This window comes from Rhizobium sp. 57MFTsu3.2, assembly GCF_012932765.1.
In the GTDB taxonomy this organism is placed as follows: Bacteria; Pseudomonadota; Alphaproteobacteria; order Rhizobiales; family Rhizobiaceae; genus Rhizobium; species Rhizobium altiplani.
The window spans coordinates 336,854-354,093 of record NZ_JDWI01000001.1 but is presented as its reverse complement, the minus strand read 5'-3'; the positions used below and the strand labels follow the sequence as shown (position 1 = coordinate 354,093).

Sequence of the window (17,240 nt, the reverse complement as noted above, 5' to 3'; positions counted from 1 at the left end):
GTCCGTTCCCCTCACGCGGCCTTGAACTGTTGATAGACGCGAACCATCGCGGGGCGGAACATGTATTCGAGCGCACCGGCGAAGAGGATAACAAGACCCTGAATGACCAGGATCATTTCGCGCGTGATGTTGGGCATCTCGAAGGAGATCCAATCGCCACCCTGATAGAGGATGCCAAAGAGGATCGCCGAGAAGATGATCCCGACCGGATGATTTCTCCCCATCAGCGACACGGCGATGCCTACGAAACCGGCGCCGCCCACGAACTCGACCTGCAGGCGGGCCGAGGATCCCATGACCGGGTTCAACGCCATCATGCCGGCAAGCGCCCCCGACAGCAGCATCGCGGTCATGACGATGCGGGCGTACGGGATGCCGGCATAGGCCGCCGCGCTGTGGCTGACGCCAAGGGTGCGCATTTCGAAGCCGAGCTTGGTGCGCCAGATCAGCAGCCAGACGAAATAGGAGGCAGCGAGGGCAATGAGGAACGAGACGTTGAACGGTGCTGCGCCGAGCTTGGCACCGAACAGGTTCATCAGCCAGCCGAGTTTCGGCAACTGGCCGCCTTCCAGGAAGGTGCGGGTTTCCGGCGCCATCTTGCCGGGGACGATCAGAACGTGCACCAGCAGATACACCATCAGCGCCGCGCCGATATAGTTGAACATGATGGTGGTGATGACGATGTGGCTGCCGCGCTTTGCCTGCAGGAAGGCGGGGATGAAGGCCCAGGCGGCGCCAAACAGGCCGGCACCCACCACGGCCACCGGCATGGTGACATACCAGGGGACATAGTGGTCGAGCGCCAGCGCAACCAACGCGCAGCCGAGACCGCCAAGATACGCCTGCCCTTCCGAACCGATGTTGAACAGGCCAGCATGAATGGCGACCGCCACGGAGAGCCCGGTGAAGATGAAGCTCGTCGCATAATAGAGCGTAAAACCAATGCCTTCGCCGCTGCCGAGTGCGCCCTCGATCAGCAGCGACAGGGCCGCAAGCGGGCTTTCGCCGATCAGCCAGACGACGAAGCCGGAGATCAGGAAGGCGACAAGCAGATTCAACAGCGGAATGAGGCCGTAGTTGATCCAATTTGGAAGTGGAACTGAAGCAGTGCTCATCAAGGCCTCACGCGGCAATGCCGGCCATCATCAGGCCGAGGGTCTGTTCACCGGCATCGGGCGTCTTCTCGCCGACGACATGGCCGGCAAACATGACAAGGATACGGTCTGAAAGGGCGCGGATTTCGTCGAGCTCGACGGAGACGAGCAGGATCGCCTTGCCTGCATCGCGCATCTCGATGATCCGGCGGTGGATGAATTCGATGGCGCCGATATCGACGCCGCGCGTCGGCTGGCCGATGATCAGCGCCGTCGGATCGCGCTCGATTTCGCGGGCGACGACGATCTTCTGCTGGTTGCCACCGGAGAAGTTCGCGGTCTTCAGCCGCGGGTTCGGCGGGCGGATGTCGTATTTTTCGATCTTCTCCATGGCGTCCCTGCGGATCGCGTCGAGATCGAGCAGCGGGCCCTTGCTGTAGCCGGGATTGCGGTGGTAGCCGAGAACGGAATTCTCGTACTCCTCGAACTTCAGCACCAGCCCCATGTGATGCCGGTCCTCGGGGATGTGGGCTAGGCCGAGCTCGCGCAACCGCGCCGGATCGGCTTTGTCGATCGGCTGACCGTCGAGGAAGATCTCGCCGGAATGCGGCTTGCGGATTCCTGCTATCGCCTCCAGCAATTCGGACTGCCCATTGCCGGCGACGCCGGCAATGCCGACGATCTCGCCGGCACGGACGTCGAAGGATACGTTGTCGACCATGATGACGCCGCGGTTGTCCTTGACCGTGAGATTGCGAACCGACAGGATCACCTTACCCGGATTGGCTTCACCCTTCTGCACGCGCAGCAGGACGCGGCGACCGACCATCAGTTCGGCAAGCTCCTCGACCGTGGTTTCGGAGGTCTTGCGGGTCGCCACCATCTCGCCGCGGCGCATGACCGACACCGTGTCGGTGATCGCCATAATCTCGCGCAGCTTGTGGGTGATCAGAATGACGGTCTTGCCCTGGTCGCGAAGGACGCGAAGGATCTTGAAAAGATGGTCCGCTTCAGCAGGTGTCAGCACGCCCGTCGGCTCGTCGAGGATCAGGATTTCGGCGCCGCGGTACATGGCCTTGAGGATCTCGACGCGTTGCTGTAGCCCGACCGGAAGCTCTTCGATCAGCGCATCCGGGTTCACTTCGAGGCCGTAGTCCTTCTCCAGGCGGCGCAGCTCGGCGCGCGCGGAAGAAACGCCCCTGGCGAGCAGCGCGCCGCCTTCGGCGCCAAGCATGACGTTCTCAAGCACGGTAAAATTATCGACCAGCATGAAGTGCTGGTGCACCATCCCGATCCCGGCTGCGATTGCAGCCTGGCTGTCCTTGATGGTGACGGGATTGCCGTTGACGCGGATCTCGCCGCTATCGGCATGGTAGAAACCATAGATGATCGACATCAAGGTCGATTTGCCGGCACCGTTTTCCCCGATGATGCCGTGAATCGTACCCTTGGCGACGGTAAGATTGATGTCCTTGTTGGCGTGAACGGCACCGAATTTCTTGTCGATGCCCACAAGTTCGATAGCGGGCGTGTCTGTCACAGCAGGCTCCAAATACGAAAAGGGCGTATGACGGAGCGACTCCGCCATACGCCCGTCTCAGTCACGGATCACTTCGGGCAAGCATTGTCCGTCGTGTAGTCGTGAACCTTGATGGTTCCCGCAATGATGCCTTCCTTGGCCTTGTCGAGCGCGGCCTGCATGTCAGGCGTGATCAGCGCCTTGTTGTTGTCGTCCATGGCGGCGGCAACGCCGTCTTCCTTGACGCCGAGCGCCAGGACGCCGGCCGTGAACTTGTCGCCCTTGACGTCGCTGAAGCCGTTGTAGACGGCAAGGTCGACGCGCTTGACCATCGAGGTCAGGACGGAGCCCGGATGCAGGTGGTTCTGGTTGCTGTCGACGCCGATCGAGAGCTTCTTGTTGTCAGCGGCCGTCTGCAACACGCCGAGGCCCGTCGCACCTGCTGCCGCGTAGATGACATCAGCGCCCTGATCGATCTGGTTCTTGGTGAGTTCGCCACCACGGACCGGGTCGTTCCAGGCAGCGCCCGTCGTGCCGGTCATGTTCTGGAACACCTCGATATCGGTTTTGACGGAGCGTGCGCCCTGCTCGTAGCCGCATTCGAACTTGCGGATCAGCGGGATGTCCATGCCACCGACGAAGCCGACCTTGCCGGACTTCGATGCGAGGCCTGCGAGAGTGCCAACGAGGAAGGAGCCTTCTTCTTCCTTGTAAACGACCGAACGAACGTTTGGCTTGTCGACGACGGCGTCAACGATGACGAACTTCGTGTCGGGGAATTCAGCTGCGACCTTCTCGATGGCCGAGGTCCAGGCGAAGGAGACGGCAATAACCGGGTTGAAGCCACGGCTTGCGAAGTTGCGGATTGCCTGCTCGCCCTGCGTGTCACCGGTCGGCTCGAAGTCGCGATAGGCGATACCGGTTTCTTTCTTGAACTTCTCAGCGCCATTAAAGGCTGCTTCGTTAAAAGACTTATCGAACTTCCCGCCGGTGCCGTAAACGAGCGCCGGCTTGACGTCCGCGGCCAGCGCCGTCGTGGACATGGCAGCCACGGCCAGGAGAGTCAGAAGGGATTTTTTCATGAGTTGCAGCCCTATTGTTTCTATTTGTTTGGGTCCTCCCGCAAGCCTGTTTCAGGCATGTCTGCGGAACCACCGACCTCCCCCCGGAGGCCTGGCTGGGCGCATCCTTGCATGGCTCAAAAAAAAATTCACGAGAAATTTTTCGACTGGTAAAAATTTGCCGCAATTGCCAAAAATCAGCTCAGGCGGGCTGTTTTTTGCACAAAATCATCGTTGGGTTGCGATTTTTCTAGCCAACCCCGGAACTGGTCGACGCTATTTGTTATGCTGCAAATCGGCCAGCCGCAGGCGATCTCTTGTAGCCTGCCATCCACAACAGCAGCGACAACACCAGGAACACGGCGAATGCTGGCTGAAGCATCAGCCATTGGAAGGCAAGCGTGTAAAAGCGCGGGTGGATATAATAGGCGATGCTCGATTGCAGGCTTTCCAGCGAGGAGGGGCTGAGGTCCTGCCATGCGTCGCCCATGGGGGTAATGACCACGGAAGAGGCGGCAACGGACTGGATGGAATCGACCGTTCCGGCGATGACGGCAACGGCCAGCGCGACAAGACTCGTCAAACGCAAAAGGAAACGCATCGAACTCTCCGGCGATCAAACATGGCAGGCATTTTCCCGGCCAGCCGCGCCATTCGTCAACCTCTACAAAAGATAGTGATGGAGGGGTGGAGCTGCAATGGAGGGCGTGAGCGCACTTTTACCGGAAGAAGTCAAAAAACTGTTAGATTTGGGTTGATCGACAGAAATTCATCGGTATATATCGCGGCCGTTCCGACGATTTGCATCTTCGCCGATGCAGACCGCCAAAGGACAGGTGGCCGAGTGGTTGAAGGCGCACGCCTGGAACGCGTGTGTACGTGAAAGCGTACCGAGGGTTCGAATCCCTCTCTGTCCGCCAAATATCTTCTGAAGATACTTGTTTTTACTGGAATAGTTTCTTTGGCGTCCGTCAGGTCCGCCGTTCAGCCCGCGGCCGGTCCACGGCTGAGTTTGTCGCTACCTGCGTCGACAGAGCTGCCGCTTCGCTAATGCGGACAGAGCGCCTCGCTCCGTTGGAGCAAACGCGTCGCCCCCCGTTAACGTAGAATTCCAGCAGGGAAGAGGGCCACCCAGCGACCAGCGTTCATGGGCTGCCATCGGAATCAGCTATCTTCTAATCGCCGTCGGAGCCCGCCGAGGTAACCCTTGCCTCGGTTTCCGAGGAGGCGGTTGACGCCGGCGCTGGAGCTTTGCGACGCTTGAGGTATTCCTCGAAGCGCTGAAGAACGACATAGAAGGAAGGCACGAAGAGGACTGCAAGGCAGGTCGAGGCAAGCATGCCGCTGAACACGGAGATGCCGATCGACCGGCGCGCGTTGGCGCCCGCGCCTGTAGCAAGGACCAGCGGAAGCACCCCGAGGATGAAGGCGAAGGATGTCATCAAGATCGGGCGGAAGCGCAGGCGCGCCGCCTCCACGGCTGCTTCCAGGATTTCCATCCCCTGCATGCGTTGCTCGCGGGCATACTCAACGATCAGGATCGCGTTCTTGGAGGCGAGCGCAATCAGCAGGATAACGCCGATCTGGGTATAGAGGTTATTGGCAACGCCGATCGCCATGAGTGCGCCGACCGTACCAAGTAGCGCCAGAGGCACCGCCAGCAGCACAGCGAGGGGCAGGATCCAGCTTTCATATTGGCCGGCGAGCACGAAATAGACGAGCAGTATGGCGAGTGCGAAGACGAAGTAGATCTGCGAACCGACGGCCTTTTCCTGGTAGGACATTGCCGTCCAGTCGAAGCCAGCGGTCGGTGGCAGTGTATTGCTGGCGATCTGCTCCATCACATCGAGCGCCTGGCCGGAGCTAAACCCCGTCGCCGCCCCGCCAACGATCGTGGCGCTGGGATAGAGGTTGTAGAGACTGATCAGGGACGGGCCCTGCATGGGAGTGACGTCGACCACGGTTCCTAGCGGCACCATGGTGCCGTTGCCCGCCTTGACCATCAGCCTGCGGATGTCCTCAGGGCTGACCCGCGCGTCGGGCGAGGCCTGCACATAGACCTGGAAGGTGCGACCGAATTTGCTGAACTGCGTCACATAGCTGGATCCCACATAGCCGGAAAGCGCGGAGAAGACCTGGCCGACTTCAATGCCAAGGGTCTCGGCCTTGATCCGATCAACGGTGACCGCCAATTGCGGCACGCCTGCGCGGAAGCTGGTGCTCAGCCGTTGTAGAGCGGACTGGCTGTTGCCGTTGCTGACGATGCTGTTGGCCAGAGATTCGAGGAGGGGGTAGTCGAAATCGCCATTGCGGATCTCCACCTGCATGGTGAAGCCGCTGGCATTGCCGATGCCCTGGATGGGGGGCGGCACGAGCACAAGTGTATTGGCGTTGAGCACCTCCTTCAGCGCGCCGTTCAGATGCTCGTAGATCGACAGTAGGTCCTGCCCCCTCTCCTTCTCGCGCGCGCCCCAATCCTTCAGTACGACATAGACAACGCCTGCGTTCGGCAGGCTGGCATTGTTATCGAGCACCGAAATGCCGCTGATGGTCAGTACGTTTTCGACCCCCGGTGTCGCCGCGGCGATCGTGCCGACCTGTTGCATGACTTGATCGGTCCGCTCCTTGGAGGCTCCGTCGGGCAACTGAGCGCCGATGAGCACATAGCCCTGATCCTCGACCGGCAGGAAGGCGGTCGGCAGGCGGGCCAGACCCCAGCCAGCCACCGCGATTAGCGCGAGCGCTATCACGACCATCAGGCCGCTGCGGTGCACCATCCGGCCGATCAGGCCGGCGTAACGGCGCTCGATCGGATCGTAGGCGCGGTTGAAGGCCCGGTAGAGGAAGTTGCGCTGTTCCGGCGGGACGGGTGGCCGCAGCCAAAGGGCACACTGCGTCGGCTTCAGCGTCATGGCGTTGATGGCGCTGATCAGGGCGGTGGCGGCAATTACAAGGGCGAATTGCCGATAGAGCTGCCCGGTTAGACCCGGCAGGAACGCTGCGGGAATGAAGACCGACATCAGCACCAGCGTGATGCCGATCACCGGCCCTAACAGCTCATCCATCGCTTTCTCGGCGGCTTCGCGACCCGGCAGGCCCCTCTCGACGTGGCGAGCGACGCCTTCGACGATAACGATGGCGTCGTCGACGACGATGCCGATGGCAAGGACGATGGCAAAGAGGGTCGACAGATTGACGGTGAAGCCGAGGGCGGCCATGGCCGCGAAGGCGCCGATGATCGTCACCGGCACCGTGGTTGCCGGCACAAGCGTCGCCCGCCAGTCCTGCAGGAAAACGAGAATGACGATCAGCACCAGAACACCCGCCTCGATAAGCGTCTTGTAGACTTCGTCGATCGAGGCAGTGACGAACTTTGTGGTGTCGAAGGGCATCTGGTATTGCAATCCCGGCGGAAAGCTCTTGGAGAGCTCGGCCATCTTGACGCCCACCTCCTGGGCGACGGTAAGAGCATTGGCTTCCGGCAGCTGGAATATGCCGATGCCGGTCGCGGGATGACCGTTCTGCATGAAGGTCTGGCTGTAGGTCTGGGCACCCAGCTCGACCCGACCGATGTCCCGGATGCGCGTAATGCGGCCACCGTTCTCGGCATCGACCTTGACGATGATGTTTTCGAAGTCGGGCGCCTCGCTGAGGCGGCCATTGACGTTCAGCGTGTATTGGAAATCCTGGCCGGTCGGCACCGGCGGTATGCCGATCTGGCCGGCCGCCACCTCCTGGCTCTGTTGCTGCACGACGGAGATCACGTCGTTCGGCGTCAGGCCCCGTGCCTGCAGAAGATTGGGATCCATCCAGATGCGCATCGCGTACTGGCCCGCGCCGAAAACCGTGACGCTGCCGACGCCCGGTAGACGCGAGAGCTCGCTTTGCAGGTTGATGACCGCATAGTTGGAGAGGAAGAGACTGTCGAAGCGGTTGTCCGGCGAGGTCAGAGTGACGAAGCCGAGGATGGACGTCGATTTCTTCTGCGTGGTTACACCCTGCAGCTGCACGGCCTGCGGCAGCGACGACATGGCGATTGCCACGCGGTTTTGGACGAGCACCTGCGCCTGGTCTGGATCGGTGCCGATGGCAAAGGTGACGTTCAACGAGTAGGTGCCGTCGCTGGCGCTCGTCGATTGCATGTAGATCATGTCTTGAACGCCGTTCACCTGCTGCTCGATCGGCAATGCGACGGTATCGACGAGCGTCTTGGCGCTGGCGCCGGGATAGCGCGTCGTCACCGATACGGTCGGCGGAACGACGTTCGGATATTGCGCGACGGGCAGCTGGATCAACGCCACGGCGCCGATCAGCACCATGACCAGAGCGAGAACGTTGGCCAGTACCGGCCGCTCGATGAAAAAGCGCGAGATCATGGCTTGGCTGCTTCCGCAGCAGAGGGTGCAGGCGTATCGGTCCGGGGCACGACTGTTGCATGGGGAGCAGAGGTTGCGTCCTCGCCGGGATCCAGTTTGACCTTCTCCGGCGCGACTTTCGCGCCTGGAATTGCCCGCTGAATACCTTCGGCGACCACCCAGTCACCGGGATCGAGACCCTCCTCGATCACCCGTAATCTTCCCTGCCGCTGGCCAGTCTTGACTTGGCGTTGCTCGATGACGTCATCCTTGCCGAGAACCAGCACGTAGCTGCCCTGCTGGTTGGAACCGATCGATTCGTCGCGGACGTATATGCCGCCGTCGCGATGGCCGACCGGGACCCGCACGCGGGCGAAAAAGCCAGGCAGCAGGGCGCGGTCCTTGTTGTCGAGCAAGCCGCGGACCTGCAGCGTACCTGTCGAGGCATCGACCTGTGGCGCCGCATAATCAAGGCGACCCTTATGCGGATAGCCGTCTTCGCCCTGCAGGCCGATCTCGACAGGAACATTCGGAAGGTCGACTTCGCGGAATGTCTTGCCCTGCCGTGCCAAATCCTGCTTGATCGCCAGGACCTGCGGTTCGCTGACGTTGAAATAGACATAAATCGGATCTAGCTGGACGATCGTGGCAAGCTTGGTCGGTCCGGCAACGCCGACAAGCGCGCCGACATCCACGAGATGAGCGCTCACCACGCCGTCGAAAGGCGCCAGAACACGGGTATAGCCGAGATTGATCTCCGCCAGTTGCAGGCTCGCCTGGGCGTTGAGGATGTTCGCGTTCGCTTCATCATAGGCGGCCGTCGCGGTGTCCACATTGGTCTGGGTGGTGGCCTGCTGCTTTATGAGCGCCAGCTGTCGTTGGTACTCCTGCTGACGCCCGACCTGGGAGGCTTTCGCGGAAGTCAGCGATGCCTGCGCCTGATCGCGCTGCGCCGTATAGGTATTGCTCTGGATCGAGAAGAGCTGATCACCCTGTTTGACCGACGCGCCATCACGGTAGTCGATCGTGTCGAGGAACCCTTGGACGCGTGCCTCGATGTCGACGCTGTTAAAGGCAGCGGTATTGCCGGTCAGCTCGAAATAGGTGGTTACCGGCTGCACCAGCGGCTGGGCCACATGGACCACCGGCGGTGGTGGCGGAACGTATTCGTTCTTGCTGCCGTCACACGCGGATAGTGCTGCCGTTGCAGCAAGCGTGATCGATAATTGTAGGCTTCGATACAATTTACCACGCATTTTGCCGCCTCAACCGCTTCAACGCCTCAGCTGTAATGCACGTGCGCCTCGCCTATGAACGACCAGTATCTCCCCCGGCGAAGTAGACACTAATATTCCTGTAGATCGCTGAAGTTGCAATAGCTTAAACACGGCGGCTGCTAAGGCGTGCCCAGGAGTGCTGCCAGCCGGTTGCACTGCCGTCTCGCCTGGCCACCGTGTCCACCCAAAAGAGGCCATCCAGTCCCGACACGATCGAAGGGGGTGAAAGTGGGAGAGTCGCGGCCGTACCCAAGGGTGAGCATCAATCACATTCGAAAGCCGGCTCCAGTAGAAAGTACTTGCATCAACCGACCGGTCAGTCAATTATGGGCCGTACGCGGGAGGAAATCCGCATCGAGACTATGTTCTACCGTCACCGGGCGCCGCTGGAAGCGGCATTGCCGGCCGCTTGGGCGTGGCTTCTGGCGGAGATGGCCGGCAGGGGGTGGAGGCATATCCAGCGCCCGCGACGGGTAACGTGATACGATCCCATGCAAGCCATCTGCAAAGGCCAGGGAGGGCATGATGCAGTCACTGATAACACCAGTCCATAAACCGGTTCCGGTGGAAATTCTGCAGGCGGAGCTGCGCAAGGTTTGCGGTGCCTTCGATCTCGAGCCGATGGGCCGCGACGGTACCATGGCCGGTGATGTTGCGAGCCGCCGCATCGGCTACTTCGAGACGGCCGTGGTCGGGCTCGACGCGCGCCATGTCAGCCGCAGCACCCGCTCGATCCGGCAGGACCCAGGCGAGCATCTCTTCCTTCTGATCCAGGACGAGGGCCACTGCCGCGTCGAGCAGAGCGAAAAGACGGCCACACTTTTGCCCGGCGATATGTTCCTTGTCGATTCCGTACTGCCGTCCTCCTTTGTCTATGACGGCGTACGCTCCAGCCAGGTGTCGCTGCACATGCCGCGCCACGAAATGCTGCACCGCTTTGGCAAGGAATGCACCGGTGGCGTCGCGATCAGCCGCGACGACCCGCTGTGGGTCGCCATGCGCGCGGTGCTGACGAAAATGCTCGCCGAGCCGGGCGCGACGACGCAGCTCGGCGAAGCCTTCTTCTGCCTGATGGGCGCGTATCTCCAGGGTATCCGGACCCAGGAGAAAGCGCGGCCGGCCGAAACGCTGCTGTCGCGGGCGCTCGCCCTGATCGATCGCCACTGCGCCGATCCTGGTTTCGGCCCGAGCGAACTTGCCCGCCGCCTCAATGTCTCCGAACGCATGCTGCAGCGGCATTTCCAGACGCTCGGCGAGACGCCCGGCCACCGGCTGCTCGGTCGCCGGCTGGAGCTTGCGCGTGCGCGCCTTGGCGCGCCGCAGCAAGGCCAGGGCGGGCAGGGGATCGCGGGCATCGCCTTCGATGCCGGCTTTAACGACCTTTCCTACTTCTACCGCGAGTTCCGCAAAAAATACGGCATCACGCCGGGCGCAGTTGTCCGCAGCCCTGTCGAGCGCTGCCATTGACGGATTTGTCCAATGCGCTGGACGGCCCCGTCCAAGTGGGGCTCGAGCACTTCGTATAGGCTATCCCGCCAATAGTCCTGCATGAGGTGGGGCTTGAAGGGAGGAGGCGATCATGACGCTGCACAGCGCGACGATCAACGGTAAGCCGGTCAACGGCCAAAAGACTTTCAGCGTATTGAACCCGGCGACGGGCGAGGAAGTGGGTCGCGCGCCGAACATGGGTGCGGCCGAGCTTGACGCCGCCGTCTCCGCCGCCAAGGCCGCGTTTCCGGCCTGGTCGGTCAAGAGCGACGAAGAATTGCAGGCCGCCTGTGCCGCCGTCACCGCCCGCATCGAAGCGCATGCCGGAGAACTCGCGGAACTTCTGACCCGCGAACAGGGCAAGCCGCTGAACGGCCTGGGCTCGCGCTGGGAACTCGGCGGCACGGTTGCTTGGGCCGGCTACACGACCGGGCTTTCGCTGCCCGTCAAGGTGCTTCAGGACAACGAGCAGGGCCGCGTGGAGCTGCACCGCAAGCCCCTCGGTGTCGTGGGGTCCATCACGCCATGGAACTTCCCTGTCATGATCGCGATCTGGCATATCATGCCGGCGCTGCGCACCGGCAACACGGTGGTTGTCAAGCCGTCGCCGCTGACCCCACTTTCGACGCTGCGCCTCGTCGAGATCATGAACGAAGTGCTGCCGGCCGGCGTGCTCAACGTCGTTACCGGCGACGATACGGGCGAATTCAACCTCGGCGGCGCCATGGCAGCCCATTCGGACATCCGCAAAGTCGTCTTCACCGGCTCCTGCGCCACCGGCCAGAAGGTCATGCGCTCGGCTGCCGAAACGATGAAGCGCCTGACGCTGGAACTTGGCGGCAACGACGCCGGCATCGTGCTGCCGGACGCCGATCCGGCGGCAATCGCCGAAGGTCTGTTCTGGGGCGCCTTCATCAACAACGGCCAGACCTGCGCCGCCATGAAGCGCCTCTATGTGCATGAGTCCATCCACGACGCCGTCTGCGAGGCGCTGGTCGCCTATGCGAAGAATATCCCGGTCGGTAACGGCCTTGAAGAAACGAGCGTTCTCGGGCCGATCCAGAACCGCATGCAGTTCGACAAGGTGAGCCGCCTCGTCGCCGACGCCAAGGGCCGCGGCAAGGTGCTGCTCGGCGGTGAAGCGGGCGAGGGCCTGTTCTTCCCGCCGACCATCGTCTCGGGCCTTTCGAACGGCGATGCGCTGGTCGACGAGGAGCAGTTCGGCCCGGCGCTGCCGGTGATCAAGTATTCGGACATCGAGGATGCGATCCGTATGGCCAATGACAGCCCGAACGGCCTCGGCGGCTCGGTCTGGTCCTCCGACCTCACCGCCGCCAAGAAGGTCGCGGCTCGCATGGAATGCGGTTCGGTCTGGATCAACAAGCATGGCGCAATCCAGCCGAACGCGCCCTTCGGCGGCGTCAAGGCCTCCGGCTTCGGCGTCGAGTTCGCCGTAGAGGGGCTAGAGGAATACACGGACATCCAGGTGGTGTTCGCTTGAGCATGCAAGTCCTGAGATAACAAGGGAGGAGATTATGACAATGAAGCGATATCTGGCTTCGGCCAGCCTCGTGCTGGCGCTTGGCGCACCCGCTGCCTTCGCCCATCCGCTGGATGGCCTGACGGCGGAGGAATACCAGAAGATCAACAAGATCCTGCGCGACGAGAAGGTGGTGGACGACAATACGCTCTACCCGCTGATCGAGCTTAAGGAGCCGGCCAAGGCCGACGTGCTTTCCTGGAAGGACGGCGACAAGCCGCTCGACCGCGAGGCGAAGGTACAGCTGACGAGCCCGCAGGGCTTCAAGGAAGCCGTCGTCAACATCACCACCGGCAAGGTCGAAAGCACGACGCCGATCAAGGGCCAGCCGATGGTCCTCTTCACCGAATTCATGGACGCGCTGGCCGGCGCGCTGCAGAATCCGGACATGGTGGCGGGCCTGAAGAAGCGCGGCCTGACGCCGGAGCAGGCCTTCTGCCTGCCCCTGACGGCCGGCAACTTCTTCACCGAGGAATACAAGAATTCCCGCCTGATGAAGGTGCCCTGCTATCGTGTGCCGGATGGCTCCAACTACTACGCAAAGCCGATTGAAGGTCTCTTCGCCGTCTACGACATCGGCAAGAAGAAAGTGCTGAAGGTCATAGACAACGGTGCCATCGAAGGCCCGAGGGACAATTGGGGTTATACCGAGAAGGAAGTGGAGGCTCGCGAGCCGCTGCGCCCGAAGATGAACATGGCCACGCTCTCCCAGGAAGGCGGCCCGAACTACAAGATCACAGGCAGCCATCTCGAATGGGACCTGTGGCGCTTCAACTTCCGCGTCGACAAGCGTCCGGGCCTGGTGCTTTCCAACCTCGACGTCAAGGACGGCGACAAGTGGCGTTCGGTTATCTACCAGTCGCACCTGTCGGAAGTCTTCGTGCCCTACATGGACCCGACCGAAGGCTGGTACTGGCGCACCTACATGGATAGCGGGGAATACGGATTCGGCCTGTTCCTGAGCCCGCTGCGTGCCGGCGTCGACTGCCCGAGCTACGCTACCTTCCTGCCGGCGACGATTGCTGACGACAAGGGCAATCCACTGACGATCCCGGATGCGATCTGCGTCTTCGAGCGCTCGATCGGTGATCCGGCCTGGCGTCACTTCGAGGTCTTCGCCCAGACGCCCGAAAAGCCGCTTCCGGCTGAAGGCCGCCCGGCCACCGAGCTGGTCGTGCGTACGGCTTCTGAAGTCGGCAACTACGACTACCTGATGGACTATCGCTTGCAGCAGGACGGCCAGATCCGCATCATGATCGGCGCAACCGGCCTTGATGCGGTGAAGGGTGTCGCATCGACCTCGATGAACGATCCGACCGCCGCTGCGGACACCGCCCACGGCACGCTGATCGCGCCCAACCTTGTGGCCGCCAACCACGACCACTACTTCAACTTCCGCATCGACTTCGACGTCGACCAGCCGGCCAACCACTTCGGCACCATGGACATCGTTCCCTCCAAGGTCGACCCGAAGAACCCGCGCCGGTCGATGTGGGAAGTGCAACACACCATGCCGAAGACGGAGATGGAAGCTCGCTATCAGCTCTCGGCGATGAAGCCGCGCTATTTCATGATCTCCGATCCGTCCCGCGAAGGCTATCTCGGCCAGGAACCGGGCTGGATGGTCCATCACGGCGACGTGGCCTACGGTCCCTTCGATTTCGCCAAGGACCCGCCGATGAAGCGCAATGCCTACATCGAGTACTCGGTTTGGAATACGGTCTACAATGCGGACCAGCAGTATGCCGGCGGCAAGTTTGCCATGCAGAGCGACGGCTCCGACACGCTGCCGGAATGGGTGAAGGCGAACAAGCCCCTGATGGGCAAGGATGTCGTGACCTGGTTCACTGCAGGCTTCCACCACATCCCGCGCATGGAAGACTGGCCGGTCATGTCAACCGAGTGGAAGACCATCCACATCGAGCCGCACAACTTCTTCGCCCACAACCCGGCGCTGACGATCCGCAACGTTCCGCCTGCGATCCAGAACGCCCAACAGTAAGCGAACATACGATGACGAAGGGGCGCCCACTGGGCGCCCCTTTTCCTCTGCCTTGCCCATTCACCGAGTACGATCCTTGTGATGGATCGAACCGCAGTCTTGAGCTTGCCAATCGGCGCGACACTGCGATGTCGCGCGCATGACATATTCAGTGTCCAGCGACGAGCCCCGCCGCAGCGGTCTTCTTGGGTTGCCGCAGCAGCAAGACGACAGGCGTCATCGCGATGATCATAACGCCCATCAGCCAGAAGCAATCGCTATAGGTCATAACGAGCGCGTTGCGTTCGATGAGGCTCGACAGCTGCGATATTGCGCGAAGCTTCGCCGTGGCCGCATCGATGCCTTGGCTGACCCCGCTCACTGCAAGGCGCGCTTGGCCGGCGATCGAATTTGCCGTGAGCGCCTCGCGTATGGTGTCCGAATGGGCAGCGCTGCGCTGGTCGATGACGACGCCGCTCAAGGCAAGACCCATCGAGCCCCCGAGATTGCGGGCCATGCTGTAGATACCCGCGCCGTCGGCCGCATTTTCGCGTCCGATAGCGGCCATGGAGACCTGGTTGAGCGGCATCGCAGCCAGGATCTGTCCCACGCCCCGCAGCAATTGCGAGATGGTGAAATCACCTCCGGCGCTATCCGGACTAAGCCCGATGTCGACGAAGCAGCTTGCCGCGAAGAAGACCAGGCCGAGCGCGACCATGATCCGCGCGTCGAAACGGCCGACGACACGGGGAAGGATCGGAACGAGCAACAGCACTGGAACTGCGGACAAGGCCATGATGCCGCCCGCCTGTCTTGGATTGTATCCTGCGATCGTGCTCAGGAACTGCGGAAGGATGAAGGTCGCGCCGTAGGTGGCTGCCCCCACGGCGAGGGCGATCAGCGTAGCGCTGGCGAAGGCACCGTTCCGGAGCAGCGAGAGCTTGATGACCGGGTCGACACTGGTCTTCTGGGTCACGAACAGCACGACGAACCCGAGGAGCGAGGCGAGGCTCAGCTGCACGATCATCGGAGACTCGAACCAGGCCTCGCGTTGCCCCTCTTCGAACACGACCGTCAGGCAGCTGAACGCCAACGTCATGCCCGCGATTCCCCACCAATCCGCCTTGGCCAACAGCCCAAGGTTTGGACTTTGGCGCGGCAGGCCGACAAGCAGCAGAACAGCGAGCGCGATGCCGACAGGCAAATTGAGGAAGAAGCACCATCTCCAGGTGATCTCTTCGGCGAGATATCCTCCGAGCACCGGTCCGAGGATCGGCCCGATGAGCACGATGACGCCGAAGATGCTCATTCCGACAGGCATCTGGTGGGGCGGCAGCCGGGTTCTGACGATGACCTGCGCGGTCGGTATCAAGGCGCCGCCGAAAAATCCTTGCCCGACGCGCCCGATGATCATCGCGAGCAGGCTGTCGGACAGGCCGCAGAACATGGAGAATAGAACGAATGCCGTGGTCGTCACCAGAAGCAATGTTCGCAGCCCCAACAGACGCGTGAACCATGCGGTCAGGGGGATCATGATGACCTCGGCAACGAGGTATCCCGTGCCTATCCAGGTCCCCTCTGTGCCGCTGGCTCCGATGGCTCCCTGGATTTGCGGCAGCGCGGTGTTGGTGATCGAGATGTCGAGCGTGGCCATCAGCGCGCCGATCGCGCCGGCGACGACGGCGACCCAGTCGGTGAGGCTCGCGGCATCCGGCTGAGGCGCAGCCGCCTGGACCGATATCGATTGCGCGCTCATTGCACCGACGCCACCTTGTCGAAGGTCGAAACCTTGGTGTTGACCGAGACTTCAATGGAGAGGCCGGGCAGCAGCGGCGGCATCTTCTGTCCCGTCTCCAGCTTGATGCGGACCGGAACACGCTGGACGATCTTTGTGAAGTTGCCCGTCGCGTTCTCCGGAGGCAGCAGGGCGAATTGCGCGCCTGTTCCCGGCGCGAAGCTGTCGACGACACCTGTGACCTTGAAATTGGGATAGGCGTCGATCGTGATCGTGGCGGGTTGCCCTGCTCGCATGTCCCCGATCTGCGTTTCTTTGAAGTTGGCCACAAGGTAGATGTCGTCGGTTGGAACGACCGTCATCAGCTGCGTGCCCGGCTGGACGAACTGTCCGACCTGGACCGTGCGATCGCCGATCCTGCCGGAGATCGCACTACGAAGCACCGTGTCGTCGAGATCAATTTCTGCCTTGCCGAGGCTCTCTTGGGCGGCAACCAGTTGCGCATGGGCCTGTTCGACCTGCGCCTTCAGGGCGGTCGTCTGCTGCCGGGCCGCAGCAAGGACAGCCTGCTTCAGACGAACAACGGATTTCGCCTGTTCGAGCGCGCTCCTCGCCTGCTCGCCCTTGTGCTGGCTCTCGATGCCGCGGGCGGCGAGGGGCGACGTCCGGTCGAAGTCCTTCTGGGCGAGTTCGGCATTCTCGGTCGCGTTTTCGAGGTCGGCCGCAGCCTGTGCAATCACAGAGTCCTGCTGCTTGATGTCGGCCTCGCTCTTGGCGACGTCCGCCTGGCGGGCGTTGACGGTGGCCTTGGCCTCGCGGACCGCCATTTCGTAGCGGCGGGGATCGATCTTGACGAGCGGCTGGCCCGCCGTGACCGTCTGGTTATCGGAGACATATACCTCCGCGATCTGCCCGGAAAGCACGGGGGCCATCGAGACCTGATCGGCGCGAAGATAAGCATTGTCGGTGCTCTCGATAAAGCGTCCGTTCTTATGCCAGTCGTAGCCATAATAACCGCCGCCGATGGCGACAATGGCTCCAATGGTGGCCAGCGCATATCGCGCGCGGCTGCGCTTCGTTTGTATTTTTGCTTCCGGCAAGGAAGCGGTTTTTGGGGAGACAATAGCGTCCATGGTCAAGTCGCTTGGTGTTCGTTGAATTGCGTGAATTATTACACGCGTAATAATTCT

11 protein-coding genes and 1 tRNA gene are annotated in these 17,240 nt (G+C 61.8%); 4 read left to right on the top strand and 8 right to left on the bottom strand.

Annotated elements, in window-relative coordinates; all coding sequences use genetic code 11:
• Window positions 1–11 precede the first annotated feature (11 nt).
• The 4 genes from AF71_RS01725 to AF71_RS01710 form a co-directional block, all read right to left on the bottom strand.
• Complete coding sequence (locus AF71_RS01725) at window positions 12–1,115, bottom strand: ABC transporter permease (RefSeq protein WP_169679462.1); 1,104 nt, start codon at window positions 1,113–1,115, stop codon at window positions 12–14.
• A gap of 7 nt (window positions 1,116–1,122) precedes the next feature.
• Window positions 1,123–2,634, bottom strand: coding sequence for an ABC transporter ATP-binding protein (locus tag AF71_RS01720; RefSeq protein WP_025659799.1), 1,512 nt, complete (start codon window positions 2,632–2,634; stop codon window positions 1,123–1,125).
• A gap of 68 nt (window positions 2,635–2,702) precedes the next feature.
• Window positions 2,703–3,695, bottom strand: a complete 993-nt coding sequence (locus tag AF71_RS01715; RefSeq protein WP_169679460.1) for a BMP family ABC transporter substrate-binding protein — start codon at window positions 3,693–3,695, stop codon at window positions 2,703–2,705.
• A 262-nt stretch (window positions 3,696–3,957) separates the two neighbouring features.
• Window positions 3,958–4,275: a hypothetical protein gene (locus AF71_RS01710; protein WP_018855299.1), complete on the bottom strand. Its 318-nt coding sequence runs from the start codon at window positions 4,273–4,275 to the stop codon at window positions 3,958–3,960.
• A gap of 229 nt (window positions 4,276–4,504) precedes the next feature.
• On the opposite strand from AF71_RS01710, the gene AF71_RS01705 reads away from it, so the two are divergent.
• A tRNA-Ser gene (locus tag AF71_RS01705) sits at window positions 4,505–4,594 on the top strand.
• A 255-nt stretch (window positions 4,595–4,849) separates the two neighbouring features.
• Here the strand turns inward: AF71_RS01705 and AF71_RS01700 are convergent.
• Together AF71_RS01700 and AF71_RS01695 are read right to left on the bottom strand one after the other, a co-directional pair.
• The gene (locus AF71_RS01700; RefSeq protein ID WP_169679458.1) at window positions 4,850–8,050 is read right to left on the bottom strand and encodes a multidrug efflux RND transporter permease subunit; all 3,201 of its coding nucleotides are present in this window, start codon (window positions 8,048–8,050) and stop codon (window positions 4,850–4,852) included.
• Window positions 8,047–9,285, bottom strand: a complete 1,239-nt coding sequence (locus tag AF71_RS01695; RefSeq protein WP_051085557.1) for an efflux RND transporter periplasmic adaptor subunit — start codon at window positions 9,283–9,285, stop codon at window positions 8,047–8,049. Before AF71_RS01695 ends, AF71_RS01700 begins: the two co-directional genes overlap by 4 nt.
• Before the next feature lie 585 nt (window positions 9,286–9,870).
• On the opposite strand from AF71_RS01695, the gene AF71_RS01690 reads away from it, so the two are divergent.
• The 3 genes from AF71_RS01690 (at window position 9,871) to AF71_RS01680 (ending at window position 14,336) form a co-directional block, all read left to right on the top strand.
• On the top strand, window positions 9,871–10,773 hold the full coding sequence (locus AF71_RS01690; RefSeq protein ID WP_245267902.1) for a helix-turn-helix domain-containing protein: 903 nt from the start codon (window positions 9,871–9,873) through the stop codon (window positions 10,771–10,773).
• A 112-nt stretch (window positions 10,774–10,885) separates the two neighbouring features.
• On the top strand, window positions 10,886–12,295 hold the full coding sequence (locus tag AF71_RS01685) for an aldehyde dehydrogenase family protein (RefSeq protein WP_169679456.1): 1,410 nt from the start codon (window positions 10,886–10,888) through the stop codon (window positions 12,293–12,295).
• Window positions 12,296–12,335: 40 nt separating this feature from the next.
• Window positions 12,336–14,336, top strand: a complete 2,001-nt coding sequence (locus tag AF71_RS01680) for a tyramine oxidase (protein WP_113470614.1) — start codon at window positions 12,336–12,338, stop codon at window positions 14,334–14,336.
• A gap of 148 nt (window positions 14,337–14,484) precedes the next feature.
• Here the strand turns inward: AF71_RS01680 and AF71_RS01675 are convergent, their stop codons facing one another.
• Window positions 14,485–16,071, bottom strand: a complete 1,587-nt coding sequence (locus AF71_RS01675) for a DHA2 family efflux MFS transporter permease subunit (protein WP_169679454.1) — start codon at window positions 16,069–16,071, stop codon at window positions 14,485–14,487.
• Window positions 16,068–17,183, bottom strand: a complete 1,116-nt coding sequence (locus tag AF71_RS01670; protein ID WP_169679452.1) for an HlyD family secretion protein — start codon at window positions 17,181–17,183, stop codon at window positions 16,068–16,070. The genes AF71_RS01675 and AF71_RS01670 overlap by 4 nt, the downstream gene beginning before the upstream one ends.
• Window positions 17,184–17,240 lie beyond the last annotated feature (57 nt).